Source organism: Serratia sp. CoH_122_TC_1 (assembly GCF_058191755.1).
Map to the genome: position 1 here is coordinate 48,683 of NZ_JBXWLA010000012.1, position 15,263 is coordinate 63,945.

Here is a 15,263-nt window from a genome sequence, read left to right on the forward strand (position 1 = left end):
GGTATGCGCTGATGGCGTTGTTTTCCAATATAAACGGGTGTTAAAACAGAGGCATTGCTGCATAATTTTAAACCGACCAGATAATGAAAAATAACAGGTGTTGAGATGGACATTATTTCGGTGCGTCAGTCACCCGAATTTAAACAACAGGCTATTCGCTACTTCCAGCAACAGTGGGCGTCGGAGGAGACCTTGATAATGTATGAGGATGCTATCTCCCGCTGTATTGGTGCAGCCAACCCGTTACCTCAGTGGTATTTGTTAATGGAAAAGACTGAGATCCTTGGCTGTGCGGGGCTGATCACCAATGATTTTATCAGCCGGGGCGAACTCTATCCTTGGCTATGTGCGCTGTATGTGGAGGACGCGCACCGTGGGTGCGGTTATGGCACATTGTTGATTAATCATGTGGCCGCGGAGACGCACAGACTGGGGTTTCAACAGTTACATTTATGCACCGATCTGGAAGGTTATTACGAAAAGCAGGGTTTTGCCTTTAACGGGCTGGGTTATCACCCCTGGGGGGAGGCGTCGAGGGTGTATACGCGGACGCTGTGAAGATAGGGCCACCTTTATTGAATAGCAGGGTTTTCATCGTGATATAAGGTAATGGTGGTGGCAGTTTTCTTAGATCAAACGGTGCTCGTGTAGTTTGATGGTGTCCATGATGCTGTCCATCAATACTTGTACCCGATGAGGCAACACACCCCGTTGGCGGTAAATGAGATAAGCCTGCATATCGATGCACCGCTTACGTTCAGTACAAGGTAGCAATGAACCGGACTCCAATGCCGAGGCCACTGAGTAATAAGGGGCATAAATAATGCCCAATCCCTGCTTGGCTAACTCAATGGCCGGCAAAATATTGTCACAGATGCTGGCACCGTTGACCGTCACTTGCACTAACTGACCTTGTGAATCATAGCTGCTCCAGGTGTTGCGGCTTCCGCCTAACACCCGCAAAGTAATACAGCGATGCTGCGTCAGTTCCATCGGCTCGGTAAGCGGTGAATGAGCAATGTAATCCGGTGATGAAAACAACCCGACGCGAAAACGGGTCAATGGCCGGGCAATCAGGTTCTCGTTTTGCGGCTGGAATAGGCTGATTAACAGATCACAGTCGCTGTCGAAAACGGCGCCATATTTCTTCTCACGTTCATCCGGATTACGGGTCACTAAATCAACGATCAGTTCTGGAGATTCACGTAACAGGGGCGGCAATAGATAACGCGTCAGGAATGAATGAATGCCAATGGGCGCCCCAAGCGTCACCGTGCCGTTCAGGCTGCGTTTATAGGTGCCGGACATGTCGAGCAAGTCGTTATGCTCATCGAGTAAAAAGGCGGCGCGACGTAAAAACTGCTCACCGAACTCGGTTAAAGACAGCGTTCGCGGGCTGCGCAAAAAGATTTCCAGACCAAGCCGCCGCTCAAGTGCCGTCAGCGTGCGTGACACATTGGATTGCGGCATATCCAACAGCTGTGCCGCCTTGCTGACGCTGGCGGTTTCGGCGATTAAGCGAACAATCCTGAGTTCGTCTATCTTGAAGTCTTTTGCTTTCACGCGGTGAACCATTCTTGGTTTGTATATCAAAAATGATATACATTTTTGCCGGTATTGTCATATGACTTATCACTGAGCGGCGGGTATTCTTTTGGTCAATTATTTGCTATGCATTAAAATTGACATGGAAGATTATTATGAAAATAACCTGCGCGATAATTTTACCCGTGACGTTAACGTTGACCGCCTGTTCATCATCGGTCACTGAAAAAGAGAAATACTCGACGTTTCTGCCAAATTATAATGATATTACCAAGAGCCAATCGGCGTCTGGCAAGGATGTATTATATTGGAAGGATAGCAACGTTGATTTTTCCAAATATAAATATCTGGTTTACCAGCCGATGATCTACTTTCCACGACCAAAACCTAGCGAGATGGTGAGCCAGCAGGCGCTTGATAATATCCTCCGATACACCAACAGACAGTTCAAGCAGGCAATGGGCTCTCACCTCATTTTAGAGGATGTACCGCGCGAAAATACGCTGATTTTCCGTGGGGCGATCACGGCGATAGACACGCAGAAGAAGGGGCTACAGGTGTATGAGGTACTGCCGATTACGCTGCTGGTTGCCGCAACGCAAAGCGTGACTGGCCACCGTACCATGGAAAGCGCCGTTTATATGGAAGGTGAGTTTATTGACGCCTCAACCCACCAGCCGGTAATCAAAGTGGTGAGGAAGGCGTCCGGAGAAAATCTGAATAATGAAAAGTCGCAGTTAAAAGTGGCCGATGTTAAAAATGCCATAGATACCATTGCCAATGATATTAAATCCTATAAGACGTCATAGACGTCGGTAATTAGTTTAGCCTTATTAACCAGGGTTTCGCATGTTTCTAGATTACTTCGCTTTAGGCATATTGATCGCCGTGTTTTTAATTCTGTTTTACGGTGTGATCATTATTCACGATATTCCTTATCTGCTGGCCAAAAAACGCCAACACCCGCATCAGGATGCCATTCATGTGGCGGGCTGGGTAAGCCTGTTTACCCTACATGCCATTTGGCCACTGTTATGGATTTGGGCGACCTTATACCGGCCGGAACGGGGCTGGGGAATGGGGGATAAGGTTGAACAACCTGACGCTTTGCAGGCGCGAATTAACAAGCTTGAAAGCGAGTTGCAACGTATGCAGATGCAAGTGGCGGATCAACGTTTGCCGTCTACGAAAGGTTGAGAAAACAGTATGGATCTCTTAATTATTCTCAGCTACGTCGCGCTGAGCTACGGCGTATTCAAACTGTTCCGTATTCCTGTCAATAAGTGGACGGTACCGACCGCAGTGCTTGGCGGTATTTTTATTGTGGGTGCCTTAATCTTGGGCATGAACTATAACCATCCTTATACCTACCGGGCACAGAAGATTGCGGTTTCTGTCCCGATCGTCCCGCAGGTTTCGGGAATGATTGTTGAAGTCACCGATAAAACCAACGTGTTATTGCGTAAAGGGGAGGTTCTGTTTCGTCTTGATGATACCCGCTACCGCGCCCGACTGAACAAGCTGCAGGCAGAACTTGCTGGCGCACAAGCGGATGTACGAGTACGTCAGGCAACATTGAATGAGTCCGCAGCAAATGTTCAGCGTGTGAATGCTGAGTATGAGCGTGCTCGCAAGGATTATCAGCGCTATGCCAAGGGCGCGACCATGACGGTCAATCCTTTTTCTGAGCAAGACATTAGCCATGCACAACAACAATATCAGGCACAATCTGCCGCATTGCAGGCCGCCAAGGCCCAGCATCAACAGGCGCGGGAACAACTTTCAGGCCACTATAAGGGCGAAGATACCCACATCGCCAGCCTGAAATCGCAGATTGCAGAGGCAACGTATAATCTGGAACAAGCCACGGTACGTGCGCCAAGCGACGGTTATGTGACGCAAGTGTTGGCCAGACCGGGCACTACGGCGGTACGGCTGCCTTTCAAGCCAGTGATGATTTTTATTCCACAGCAAAAGCGGCAAGTGGTGGCGGTATTCCGTCAGAACTCGATCCTGCGTTTAACCGAGGGCGATAAGGCCGAGGTGGTATTCAACGGTTTGCCAGGCAAGGTTTATGGTGGTTTGGTGACGCGGGTACTGCCCGTCGTGCCTGACGGCAGCTATCAGGCCAGCGGTGCATTGCAGGGATTAAATGTCGGTGCAATGCAGGAAGGGGTTTACGTGATGATCGATCTGGCACCTAGCCCAGAACTCGACAAACTCCCCGACGGTGTGACGGCACAGACTGCGGTCTATACCGAGCACTTTGAGCATCTTTCCATCATGCGTAAGGTTCTGTTACGCATGACCAGTTGGCTGCATTATCTGTATTTGGATCACTAGCGGTGAGTTGTTTGGCGGGTTAGCGCTGCCGATAAGAAAACCCGCAACCTGGGTCGCGGGTTTTTCGTTATTGTCACCCGATCTATCATCACTTTCAGTGGTGCAGCATATCGTCGACGACCTGTTCCGTTGTCAGTTGGAAGGGGTAGTAAGTCGGCCAGTTATCCATTTCCGCCAGCAATGCTTCCTGGGATGTATTCCCCATAAATATATGGAAATGGGCCGATTTGCGTGGCGCGATGGTGTGATCGCTGAATTGAACATATTTCGGCGCTTGGCTACCGGCATCTTTACATTCAAACAGGTAGCGAACCCCTTTTTTGCCCGAGGTGTAAGTCAGGATTTTATAGCCGGCATAGTCGTACTTGCAGGAGCTCTCTTCGTTGCCTTTATGGAAGGCCATAACGCCGTTTTCAATCCCAATAGTGTCTATATCGCCAGCGTACCCTTTGCGGTAATACGCTTTGATCTGTTCGAAGGTTTTACCCGGTTCTTTTTCTGCCTTCTTCTTGAACACCGGATCAAGGTCCCCATTTTGCAAATAAGGATAAACCGACTGCCATACGCCATCCCAATCCGACAGGCTTCTATCCTTCACGTTCTTATCATCGAAAACACCGACAGCGGCCTTCTGCTCGATGTCCGTCAAAGGTTTGCCATGCGAATGATTGCCATGGGCTGACGCGTAGCCACACACCAAGAACGCACCCAGCGCCAATGAAAGTTTGCCAATATAACGTCCCAAAATATCACTCTCCTTAGGATTGCAAAAAAACAAAACGTTACAATATAACATAACAATTATTGATTCAATGCGATCTTCAATCACCTGAGGCATCCCTCCACAAAGACGCGTTTTCCAACGAATCCATCATCAGTATTTTCCGAGGGGCGATTTTAGAATCCGGCATCAGCAGGTAACGCCTCATTGCGCTGATTTCTGGCAAGAGTCATGGGGGGATGGCCCATTTCAATTATCATTATTGTCAGTAACGGGGCTAAAATGAAGGTGTCTATGAATACCCTTCATAAGTTCTCTTTGGGGGGCGATGCTTGAACAAGGAAATAACAATGCTCAAAGAAAACTTCAATGAACTCCAAATCTTTCTCGTGGTGGCAAGAGAGCGAAGTTTTACCAAAGCTGCTGGTAAGCTTGGTGTTTCCCAGTCAGCCCTTAGCCATGCCATGAAAGCTCTGGAAGAACGGCTGAATCTCCGTCTTTTAACCCGAACCACGCGAAGCGTTGCCCCCACAGAAGCCGGCGAGAGAATTATTGCCTGCCTTGAACCTCGTATTGCCGATCTTGAGCAGGAGCTGGAGTCGCTTGTGCAACTGAATGGCAGAGCCTCCGGCAACATCCGTTTATCTGCGGGAGAACACGCTGCGCGGAGTCTGGTATGGCCGAAGCTAAAACCCTTTCTCAAGGAATATCCGGAAATCAATGTCGAGTTGTTGGTCGATAACGGCTTCGTCAATATCGTCGATGGCCGCTTTGATGCCGGGATCCGCCTGGGCGAAAGCGTGGATAAAGACATGATCGCTGTGAAGATTGGTCCGGATATGCGAATGGCCGTGGTGGGCGCACCGTCATATTTTGCAGCTAACCCTGCGCCTGAAACGCCGCATGAGCTACAAAATCATCGCTGCATCAATATGCGCTTGCCGACTGCCGGTGGCCTTTATCACTGGGAGTTTGAGAGAGAAGGGAAGCCGCTGCGTGTGAGAGTTGAAGGACAGGTAACGTTTAATCTGCTGGCGGAAAGGATCGATGCGGTGCTATCGGGTTTTGGCATCGCCTGTGTTCCTGAGAATGTGGTTCAGGATCATGTAAAGTCAGGAGAACTTATTCAGGTTCTGCAGGACTGGTGCCCTTCTTTCCCCGGATACTACCTTTATTACCCCAGCCGCAAACAGCACCCACCTGCTTTTGCGCTGATGATCGATGCGCTTAGGTACTCGCAATAGCGGCCCCGCAATGTGCAGCGGACCCGCCTGAGTTTTAACGAAGCGCCATGTAACCGAATCCAGAGATACACGGATAACATTTTTTGCATTCAATAAGCGCTTCTTTTGTCCTGGCTTAAACGTCGAGTTTGCGGCCAGTCAGCCATTCAACCATGGCTGGATCGCGATGAGAAAAGAATGCGCTGGTGGCTGTATCAAGAGCGGCAATCTGCAGCATATCTGCAGAGTTGAGTTCAAAATCGAGAATATTGATGTTCTCTTCCATGCGTTCTTTTCGCACTGATTTTGCCAGCGAAATGATGCCGCGCTGGTATATCCACCGCAGAACAACCTGACCTACACTTTTTCCGTATTTCTGACCAATCGCCGTTAACACGGGGTGTTGGAACAGACCATTTTTACCCTCCGCAAAGGGTGCCCAGGCCTCCGGCTGAATGCCACGGCTTTGCATCCAGGGAGCGGCATGCAATTGTTGGTTGAAGGGGTTTACTTCAATCTGGTTGACCGCAGGGACCACTTTGTTAAAGGCGATAAGATCGGCGAGCCTGTCAGGGTGGAAGTTACTGACGCCGATTGCACGAATTTTGCCTGCCTGTTGGAGTTCTTCCATTGCACGCCAGGCACCATGCACATCACCGTATGGCTGGTGAATCAGGTACAGGTCAACATAGTCCAGTTGCAGTCGGTTCAGAGAACGTTCGAACTGCGCTTTAGCACCTTCGTAATGGGTACCCTGTAGCCAAAGTTTAGTGGTAACAAAGAGTTCGTTACGTGCGATCCCGCTCTGTTTCAGTGCGTTGCCGACCTGGGTTTCATTCTGGTAAGACGCGGCGGTATCGATCAGGCGGTATCCTGTATCGATGGCGTCAATAACGGCTCTTTCGCATTCGGCGGCATCAGACATCTGAAACACGCCAAAACCCAGCAGGGGCATTTCAATGCCGTTATTCAGTTTTACAGTTTGCATGACGTTATCCTTCAGCTGTTGTGTAGGAAAGCATAACGCAAAGCGGTTTATTCGATTAGATGGGGTAATTAACTAGGGTTTATTAGACATATTCATTAATTATGCCGACGCCTGGTGCCAATCGCGGAGGTTGCAATGTGGTTCATTGGCGGGCTCAGAACGTGAGAAATATCATCACAAGGCGTGGCTAAGCGGATCCCTTATATTTGAGCTCATCAATGAATAAGGAGAAGGCAGAGCCAGGATGGCGCCGGTGTGGATAGTACAGGTGGTATCCAGGCAAATCAGGGGTAAATTTCTCCAGAACGCGAATCAGTTTTTTTTCTTCAATGGCATTTTGTACCTGGTCATAAGGTAGGTAGGCCAGCCCGTGTCCGTTAAGCACGGCATCAACAATCAAATCTAGCGTATTTAGCAGTAGTTGACCTTCCATGTGAACCCGGACTTCTCGCCCCCCGCGGATGAGTCGCCAGCGGTTTGCGGTACCTGATGTCGGAAGATACAGGTTGATAGCCTGGTGATCGACCAAGTGCGCGACAGATGTTGGGGTTCCCCGTCGCGCAAGATAATCTGGCGCACCCACTATCGCCATTGGAATATCAGGCCCAATACGCACTGCAATCATATCTTTGTCCATTTCGCCACCCAGGCGTACACCGGCGTCAAAACGTTCAGATACCACGTCAGTCAGGCCATAATCGATGATGAGTTGTACATTGATTTCGGGGTGAGATTTCAACAAATTGTGCATGGCAGGCAGCAGTATGGTCTTTGCTGCATGTTCAACCGTTGTGATACGTATCGTGCCGGAAGGTCGGTCGCGTAAATCCCCCAGAGAGGCCACGGCAGAATCAAGATCATGCAGCATGGGACCCAGTACGGACAACAGTTGCTCTCCGGCCTCGGTGGTTACAACGCTGCGGGTCGTTCGCGTCAAAAGACGAAACCCCAGTCGTTCTTCAATGCGCCGGACAATCTGGCTTAATGCCGACTGCGCCATATTCAGACGAGACGCGGCCCGGGTAAAACTGCGCTCTTCAGCGACGACCACAAATGCCACCAGATCCGCTATCTCATCACGCTTCATCTCTGCCTTTATTCTCGTTAATTAATCATTTAAATGATAGGTCCTAGCGTGATTTTGGGTCTAATCATCTTAATGGTCAATGACTATAGTGATATCACCAGGCGTTACTGCTAACCGAAGCCCTATGAGGAACCGGATGATGAACCAGAAAATCAGCTTCACTAATACCAATATCCCGACTATTTCTTTATCTGCTGTGATCTATTTCCCCCCAGCATTTGATGAGAACCGTGAGTATCCGGCTATCGTCGTTTCCCACCCGGGTGGCGGTGTTAAAGAACAAACTGCCGGAACCTATGCTGAAAAGCTGGCAGAAAATGAATTTGTGACCATTGCCTACGACGCATCCTACCAGGGGGAAAGTGGCGGTGAGCCGCGTCAGTTAGAAAATCCGTATATTCGTACCGAAGACATTAGCGCTGTGATTGATTATCTGACCACGCTGCCGTATGTCGACAATGCGCGAGTGGGGGCAATGGGGATTTGTGCCGGTGCGGGTTATACCGCAAATGCTGCAATTCAGGATCGCCGCATCAAAGCGATTGGGACCGTAAGTGCGGTAAATATTGGCTCGATGTTCCGTAACGGCTGGGAAAACAATGTGAAATCCATTGACGCACTGCCATACGTAGAGGCGGGCTCAAACGCCCGTACCGGTGATATTACCAGTGGTAACTATACCACCATGCCACTGGCACCCATGAAAGAGTCCGATGCCCCAAACGAAGAATTACGCCAAGCCTGGGAATATTACCATACGCCACGCGCGCAATATCCAACCGCTCCTGGGTTCGCCACGCTGCGCAGCCTGAACCAGATTATTACCTATGATGCCTACTCTATGGCCGAAGTTTATCTGACCCAGCCGATACAGGTTGTGGCGGGCAGCATGGCTGGGAGTAAATGGATGAGTGACGATTTGTATGACCGTGCCTCAAGCACCGACAAGCGCTATCACATTGTGGAAGGCGCTAACCACATGGAACTGTATGACGGTAAAGAGTACGTCGCTGAAGCGGTTTCGGTATTAGCCCCATTCTTTAAAGGAACACTGTAATGAAACATGTGCATATTCAGAATACCGACATGGCCTGGCACATTGCCGCCGATATTCAGTTCCCACTGGATTTTGATGAGTCCAGACAATACCCGACGATTATCAGCGTCCATCCTTTTGGCAGTTGTAAGGAGCAGACATCCGGCAATGTTTACGGCAAAGCGCTGGCTGAAGCGGGTTACGTCGTTATCGCCTATGACGCCAGTTTCCAGGGGGAGTCTGGTGGTACTCCACGTTGGGTAGAAGATCCGACCCAGCGTGTAGAGGATATTAGCCGAGTGATTGATTACGCCGTCACTCTGCCCTACGTCAATGCTGAACTTATCGGCGTGTTGGGTATCTGCGGCGGTGGCGGCTATGCCATCAATGCCACCCTGACAGAAAAACGAATCAAGGCCGTAGTGAGCATTACCGGCGTTAATATCGGCCGACTTTTCCGCGAAGGTTTCAGTAATTACGACCCGATTGGCGCTCTGAATGCGATGGCTGCACAGCGCACAATCGAAGCACAGGGGGGCGAGCTTCACATTAACGAACTGCTACCTGCCAGCCTTGATATGGCGAAAGCCCATGGGCTGACCGAGCGTGATGTCTATGAGGCCACTGACTACTACAAGACATCTCGCGGTCAACAACCCGGTGGCGCAACGCGAATGCTGTTTTCGCATGCTCAGAAAACGCTGGCCTGGGATGCCTTTGCGTATGCTGAGGTGTTACTGACGCAGCCAGTGATGGTCGTTGTCGGAGAGAAAGTCGGTGCCTTTGGCGCCTATCGCGATGGCATGGAGATTTATGGACGAGCAACAATCTCGAAGCAGCGCGAACTGGTTTCCTTGCCTGATTTCTCACATTACGAGCTGTATGACAAAACCGAAGCCGTTCGTGAAGCACTGGCCAGGGTGCTGCCGTTTTTTGCCGCACACCTGGGATAAGACCAGACGCCTCTATGAGTAGGCCGCTGACTAATAGGTGGCACCAGCGGCCGGATTGTTCGCGACCCTGGAAATATTCGACACCCGCACCCGGCAAACCGCCGGGTGATCATGGGCGACGTGTTGAACCCGTCGGTTCTCGAACAGGCCCTGTAGGGGCAGGATCTTGTCTATGCCAACTTGGCGGGGGAGGGCCAGGATCTGATCTTCAGGCGAAGGCCGTGATAGAGGCTCCGGGCTAGATTAAACCTTATCTACCGAACAACGCTGCCAATCTGCCTATTTAAGACCCTAGAGCAATCGCGTGGCCAGAATGGCAACGGCCAATGCCAGAATGACGGCGCCAAAGAACTTATTAATATAGATACCGATTGCCGGGCTGGTTTTTATTTTCAGTGCAATTTTACCTGCCAGAAATACCAGGGGAATTTCAATGAGGAACATAATGACGATGAGCTCAATACCCAATATCAGCATCTGCATACCCGGCATGCCCGCTTCAACCCGAATGAACTGCGGGATAAATGCCAATGTAAAGATGATGGCCTTAGGGTTCAGCAAGTTGGTCAGTAATCCTTGCGAATAAAGTTTATGCAGGCTTTTCCGCTCGCTGTTGTTTTGAAGGCTGATCGCGTTTTTGTTGTTAAAGATGCCAAAGCCTACCCACATAATATAGAGCGCGCCGCCGACGACAAAAAAACCATATAACACAGGCGAAGAGGCGATCAGCGCCGTAACGCCGGCAATCGCAAGACCGATGTGACACGTCACCCCAGTGACAGCGCCAAATACGGTGATTAGCCCCGCTTTCGTTCCCTGGCTGATGGCGTTAGACAATGCGCAAAGCATGTCGGCACCCGGAATAAGCGTTAGCGCGGCAGCCGATAGAGCAAATAAACCCAACGTGGAAAGATCGATGAACATGTTTTCTTCTCGTCGTCAAAAAGGCATATTCTTAGCGCCTCTTCGTCGGTGAGATAGAACGATATTGCTCAAATGCGCCGATCGCGGTAGCTACGCGGCGTGACGCCGTACGTCGACTTAAATATTCTGCCCATGTGCGACTGATCGGCAAATCCGCAAGCGATAGCGATTTCCGCGATGTCTCCGCCCCTGGAAAGCAAGGCCTTAGCCTGTTGCAATCTAAGCTGCCGCTGATAGCGACTCGGCGATAAACCAAATTTTGCCGAGAACTGGCGGCAAAGGTGGAACTTCGATATGCCGACTGCCTGCGCCAGCATATCCAGACGCACTTCCTGCGCATTATGATCGTGCAGATACTCTTTTGCCCTTCTCAAACCTGGCGTGATGTCGCCAGCCTCAGTCAATGACTGCCACGGGGAAAACACCTGGAGCAGCTCCGCCACACAGTGGCTCCAGGCCACTTCACGATCAAAATGGCTAGATTGCATGTCAGTTAATACCGTAGCGGTTTCACACAATTTTTTGGCTAACACCGCATGTTCGATGTGCTTTCCCTTGATCGCCGGTAATTGCATTCCCATGCTCTCCGCTGCGCCGAGCAGCATCTCGTGGCTGGGATAAAACATAAAATAGTGGCAACCCTCTACACCCAGAGTGGTCCCGGCATGCATCTGCCCTGGGGAGATGACGCTGATTTGCCCACGGCAGACGATACCCTCGGCGTCGCCTTTGGCACTGTTGTTATTGGCGCCGCGCAGGACAACGCCAATCGACCAGGTATCATGCCAGTGCACGTCAAATCGGTGGTCCGAAAAATCTGCAATGAGCAGCTCAAGCCCGCTCAACGCGTCAAAACGATGCATGAATGCCGAATTCCCCATAGCCTTTCTACCTGCTTAATCGCTGCCACCGGTGACCAAAATAACACACAACACGCAGCGTGAAAGCCAGCGGTTCAACATTGAAAATGTGTCCTTTGCATCATAAAAAAGGGGCCATTCGGCCCCATAACATCATGTTCGCATTCATTCTTTATTAACTATCGGGCAGATTAATGTTGATTCATTGCGCCGTAGTTTAAAGGATGCCAGCCATAGCCATCACCGCTTTTACTGATGTAGCCCAGGCCAGGGAAGGACAGATGCGCGCCCGCGACAAGTGCTCTTTGCTGAGCAAGACTGTCAAACAGCTTCTTGCGCTGTGCAACGGCGGCAGGGACATCAATATCATAGGCGATAGCGACATTCGGGTCAGGGAATTGTACGGAAGCGACGTGAATCATATCACCCAGTATCACCATCTTTTTCCCTTTGCTTTCGACGGCAAACACGCTGTGTCCTGGCGTGTGCCCACGCGTATCGATAGACGAAATACCCGGTGTTAATTCCTTGTCGCCTTCGAACGTCTTCAGTTTTCCCGCTGTTTCGTAAGGCTTTAATGAAACGGATGCGGCATCAAAGAAGCGCTTATCTTTCTCTTCCGCCTGTTGTTTTTTCTCTTCGCTAAGCCAAAAAGCGACTTCTTCTTTCTCCACTCTGACGATGGCGTTCGGGAAAGCGATTTTATTCTGCGCCATCAGTCCCCCCACATGATCGGGGTGTAAATGGGTTAAATAAATCTCATCCACCTGTTCCGCCTTATAGCCCGAAGCATTTAAATTTTTCATCATCTTGCCCAGCGTTTCGCCATGCAGCATGCCGGTGCCAACGTCGATTAAAATCAACTTGCCTCCGGTGTTAATCAGATAGGCATTCACCGATGTCGGCAAGGGTAACGACAGGTTATTGAGCGCCATCGCCTTTTCGAGCTGCTTCAACTGAGTATTGATCAATATTTTATCTGCGGGCATCGGGCTTATTCCGTCAGACAACGCCGTCACTTCGAAGTCGCCAAGCATTATCCTGTAGAACCCGGGATTTTCTATTTTAGAAAAAGGCGCCATGGCGGTTGAAGCAGCGGAAAAAACGGCGAGAAACGCGCCAATGAGTATATTGCGACGCATAGAAGACCTCGTTAATGTAAGAAAAAATACCTAAGAACCCCTATGAAATAGGGGTAATGAACGTTGAATCTTCCTACCGATGATTTAGAACTCTTGCACTGTCGGCCTGATAACAATTTCACTTACGTCCACGTCCGAAGGCTGCTCGATCGCATACGCTATGGCACGCGCGATTGCATCGGCAGAAATCGCCTGGCTCTGATAGAGCTCGACAACGGCCTTCGAGCTTTCTGCGTGCGAGCTACCCATCTTCAATTCAGTGTCGATCAGGCCGGGAGAGATGGTGGTGGTTCTGATCTTCCCGCCGACTTCATGGCGTAAACCTTCGGTTATGGCGCTTACCGCGAATTTTGTGCCGCTATAGACCGTCCCTCCGGGACTGAATACCTTCTTGCCGGCGATGGACGAAATTGTGATGTAATGACCGAATTGCTGTTTTTCGAACAGCGGCAGCGTCGCGGCGATGCCGTAAAGCACCCCTTTCACATTGATATCAATCATTCGCTCCCACTCATCAACCTTCACGGCATTGAGCGGGGCGATCGACATTAGCCCTGCGTTGTTGACCAATACATCAATCTTGCCAAATTGCTTTACGGCCTGGGCGATCATCGCTTCGACATCCAGGCGGTTTGTCACATCCACCTGCAGCGCTAATGCGCTCCCTCCGGCATCAACGATTTGCTGGACCAACGCATCAAGACGCGCTTTTCTGCGTGCTGCAACGACCACCTTGGCCCCCTTTGCAGCCAGGTGCTTTGCGGTTGCTTCACCAAGCCCACTGCTGGCGCCGGTGATCACGACGACTTTACCTGCAATACTGTTCATCTTTCTTTCCTCCTGTATTTGTCTGTGCGAATACTTTATCCGTAGTTTAAAATCAGTAAATGGAAGTGTTATGCTTTTAGAATTCCATTTTTTGGAATAAAGAGGTGATGGTGCAAAACAGACAAGAAGCATTACGTATTTTCTGCTGTGCCGCAGAGGAGATGAACTTTAAACACACGGCGACCAGGCTTGGTATTTCCCCGCAAAAAGTCACAAGAGCCATCAAAGAGTTAGAGTCGTTGCTCGGGGAGCAGCTATTTCACCGCAGCACCCGAAGCGTAAAACTCACGGATTTTGGCCTCGGTTTTTTTGAGCAGGCAAAAATAGCCATGGAACAGATGAACAGGCTGTTTCAGGAAAAAAAGAAGAGTACAGAAGATATCAATGGCGTTGTACGCATCACGGCACCACATACCTATGGCAGTGAAATCATCATGCCAATATTGGCGGAGATTACACGTTTGTATCCCGCAATTACGCTCGAACTCCACCTGTCAAATATACACAGCGACCTGGTTGATGAAAAAATCGATATCGGCATACGCATAGGCTTTTTGCATGACCAAACCTGCATCGTTCGCCAACCCTGTACCATGCCTTTCCATCTGGTTGCATCACCGAAGCTGCTTGAACATATGCCGCCGCCTGCCAACGTTGATGATCTTGTCCGCCTGCCGATTGTGGCGCTGCTTAACCGTAAAACCGGGCGCTACTGGCCATGGGAGTTTAGTCAAAAACGCAATTTCTATCCGAAATCCGCCGCATTTGTCACTGACACACCCGATATTGAACGCAAAGCGGTACTCGCCGGTTTAGGGTTTGCCCAACTGGCGGGGTATTTGGTAGAAGAGCACATCGCGTCAGGTGAGCTGGTCTCCGTTCTCCGTGACGATGCACCGCCTCCGTGGCCGGTCAATCTCTACCACACACATCAGACCCCTTATCCAATGAGAGTGCGTTTGGTTTTTGATTATCTTTTCAAAAAATTGAGCCAGGGCTAGATGCGTCAAGGTTATCGAACCTCGCGAACCAGGCACGGATTACCCAACCGGCCTGGGCCGGTTCTCGAAGTGCTTCTGACGGTAATATCTGCCTTGCTACAAGAGGGCTGAACGTTCATTCATTTCACGCTATGGCTGACTCTGGATAAGGCCTATTATTAGACGGTCTCTATAGATGCCCAATGAAAGGATTCGGATGATGGTATTTGAAGATAAGAAGAAAAAAGCAATAGCCCTGATGGAAGATAAAAAGATGTGGCGGAGCAATTATGCACCGCCGATCTTGCGCCTGTTTTGGAAGATGGGAGGTAAAATGCCACCTCCACCGTTTGCTCCCTTCTGGCTGAATACGCTGTTCTTCGCCGTCTGGTTTGGCCCGCTATGGGGCATTGTTATGTGGTTTAGTGGCTGGAAAAATCAAGACTTCAGCGTATTACTTGCGCTCTTCACCGCACTCTTTGCCGGTTTGCTGTTTGGTTTATTCATGGCGTTAATCCACTCTTGGCGCAAGCGGGCCAACAAACTGCCTGACTGGAAGAGTCTCTGACAGGGCAATGGTCCAAACGCCAGAAAAAAAAGATTTATAGAAAAATTGTTCTCAGTGCTCACTTT

17 protein-coding genes are annotated in these 15,263 nt (G+C 50.1%); 9 read left to right on the plus strand and 8 right to left on the minus strand.

From position 1 onward, the window contains the following. Nucleotides 1-105: 105 nt before the first annotated feature. Entirely contained in the window at nucleotides 106-558 is a 453-nt protein-coding gene (locus tag AC2FC2_RS16300; protein WP_490659539.1) for a GNAT family N-acetyltransferase, read from the plus strand. Between the two features lie 69 nt (nucleotides 559-627). On the opposite strand, the gene AC2FC2_RS16305 is transcribed toward AC2FC2_RS16300, so the two are convergent. Then, entirely contained in the window at nucleotides 628-1,575 is a 948-nt protein-coding gene (locus AC2FC2_RS16305; RefSeq protein WP_490659540.1) for a LysR family transcriptional regulator, read from the minus strand. 125 nt (nucleotides 1,576-1,700) lie between these two features. Between AC2FC2_RS16305 and AC2FC2_RS16310 the strand changes: the two genes are divergently transcribed. From AC2FC2_RS16310 to AC2FC2_RS16320, 3 genes are read left to right on the plus strand one after another with little or no spacing between them, the layout of a single operon-like run. Continuing rightward, nucleotides 1,701-2,354, plus strand: coding sequence for a DUF3313 domain-containing protein (locus tag AC2FC2_RS16310; protein WP_490659541.1), 654 nt, complete (start codon nucleotides 1,701-1,703; stop codon nucleotides 2,352-2,354). A gap of 40 nt (nucleotides 2,355-2,394) precedes the next feature. Beyond that, nucleotides 2,395-2,742 carry a DUF3302 domain-containing protein gene (locus AC2FC2_RS16315; RefSeq protein ID WP_490659542.1) on the plus strand — a complete coding sequence of 116 codons (348 nt, stop codon included), beginning with the start codon at nucleotides 2,395-2,397 and terminating at the stop codon, nucleotides 2,740-2,742. Between the two features lie 9 nt (nucleotides 2,743-2,751). Continuing rightward, the gene (locus tag AC2FC2_RS16320) at nucleotides 2,752-3,888 is read left to right on the plus strand and encodes an HlyD family secretion protein (RefSeq protein ID WP_490659543.1); all 1,137 of its coding nucleotides are present in this window, start codon (nucleotides 2,752-2,754) and stop codon (nucleotides 3,886-3,888) included. A 94-nt stretch (nucleotides 3,889-3,982) separates the two neighbouring features. Here AC2FC2_RS16320 and zinT read toward each other — a convergent pair whose 3' ends face one another. Next, nucleotides 3,983-4,684, minus strand: coding sequence for a metal-binding protein ZinT (gene zinT, locus AC2FC2_RS16325; RefSeq protein ID WP_490659591.1), 702 nt, complete (start codon nucleotides 4,682-4,684; stop codon nucleotides 3,983-3,985). Between the two features lie 275 nt (nucleotides 4,685-4,959). On the opposite strand from zinT, the gene AC2FC2_RS16330 reads away from it, so the two are divergent. After that, entirely contained in the window at nucleotides 4,960-5,853 is an 894-nt protein-coding gene (locus AC2FC2_RS16330) for a LysR family transcriptional regulator (RefSeq protein WP_490659544.1), read from the plus strand. Nucleotides 5,854-5,968: 115 nt separating this feature from the next. On the opposite strand, the gene AC2FC2_RS16335 is transcribed toward AC2FC2_RS16330, so the two are convergent. Further along, nucleotides 5,969-6,820 carry an aldo/keto reductase gene (locus AC2FC2_RS16335; RefSeq protein WP_490659545.1) on the minus strand — a complete coding sequence of 284 codons (852 nt, stop codon included), beginning with the start codon at nucleotides 6,818-6,820 and terminating at the stop codon, nucleotides 5,969-5,971. Nucleotides 6,821-7,007: 187 nt separating this feature from the next. Further along, on the minus strand, nucleotides 7,008-7,907 hold the full coding sequence (locus tag AC2FC2_RS16340; protein WP_404760686.1) for a LysR family transcriptional regulator: 900 nt from the start codon (nucleotides 7,905-7,907) through the stop codon (nucleotides 7,008-7,010). 136 nt (nucleotides 7,908-8,043) lie between these two features. Here AC2FC2_RS16340 and AC2FC2_RS16345 point away from each other — a divergent pair, with 136 nt between their 5' ends. Both AC2FC2_RS16345 and AC2FC2_RS16350 read left to right on the plus strand, forming a co-directional pair. Next, nucleotides 8,044-8,964 carry an alpha/beta hydrolase gene (locus AC2FC2_RS16345; RefSeq protein ID WP_490659546.1) on the plus strand — a complete coding sequence of 307 codons (921 nt, stop codon included), beginning with the start codon at nucleotides 8,044-8,046 and terminating at the stop codon, nucleotides 8,962-8,964. Further along, nucleotides 8,964-9,896: an alpha/beta hydrolase gene (locus AC2FC2_RS16350; RefSeq protein ID WP_490659547.1), complete on the plus strand. Its 933-nt coding sequence runs from the start codon at nucleotides 8,964-8,966 to the stop codon at nucleotides 9,894-9,896. The genes AC2FC2_RS16345 and AC2FC2_RS16350 overlap by 1 nt, the downstream gene beginning before the upstream one ends. A 291-nt stretch (nucleotides 9,897-10,187) precedes the next feature. Here the strand turns inward: AC2FC2_RS16350 and AC2FC2_RS16355 are convergent, their stop codons facing one another. The 4 genes from AC2FC2_RS16355 to AC2FC2_RS16370 all read right to left on the minus strand — a co-directional run bounded on the left by AC2FC2_RS16355 (nucleotide 10,188) and on the right by AC2FC2_RS16370 (nucleotide 13,650). Continuing rightward, nucleotides 10,188-10,820, minus strand: coding sequence for a LysE family translocator (locus tag AC2FC2_RS16355; protein ID WP_490308303.1), 633 nt, complete (start codon nucleotides 10,818-10,820; stop codon nucleotides 10,188-10,190). Between the two features lie 68 nt (nucleotides 10,821-10,888). Beyond that, nucleotides 10,889-11,683, minus strand: coding sequence for an AraC family transcriptional regulator (locus tag AC2FC2_RS16360; protein WP_490659548.1), 795 nt, complete (start codon nucleotides 11,681-11,683; stop codon nucleotides 10,889-10,891). 188 nt (nucleotides 11,684-11,871) lie between these two features. After that, the gene (locus tag AC2FC2_RS16365) at nucleotides 11,872-12,822 is read right to left on the minus strand and encodes an MBL fold metallo-hydrolase (protein WP_490659549.1); all 951 of its coding nucleotides are present in this window, start codon (nucleotides 12,820-12,822) and stop codon (nucleotides 11,872-11,874) included. A gap of 84 nt (nucleotides 12,823-12,906) precedes the next feature. Next, entirely contained in the window at nucleotides 12,907-13,650 is a 744-nt protein-coding gene (locus tag AC2FC2_RS16370) for an SDR family oxidoreductase (protein WP_490659550.1), read from the minus strand. A gap of 107 nt (nucleotides 13,651-13,757) precedes the next feature. Here AC2FC2_RS16370 and AC2FC2_RS16375 point away from each other — a divergent pair, with 107 nt between their 5' ends. Together AC2FC2_RS16375 and AC2FC2_RS16380 are read left to right on the plus strand one after the other, a co-directional pair. Beyond that, complete coding sequence (locus tag AC2FC2_RS16375; RefSeq protein WP_490659592.1) at nucleotides 13,758-14,651, plus strand: LysR family transcriptional regulator; 894 nt, start codon at nucleotides 13,758-13,760, stop codon at nucleotides 14,649-14,651. A 199-nt stretch (nucleotides 14,652-14,850) separates the two neighbouring features. Beyond that, nucleotides 14,851-15,198: a DUF6404 family protein gene (locus AC2FC2_RS16380; RefSeq protein WP_490659593.1), complete on the plus strand. Its 348-nt coding sequence runs from the start codon at nucleotides 14,851-14,853 to the stop codon at nucleotides 15,196-15,198. The last annotated feature ends 65 nt before the right edge of the window (nucleotides 15,199-15,263 follow it).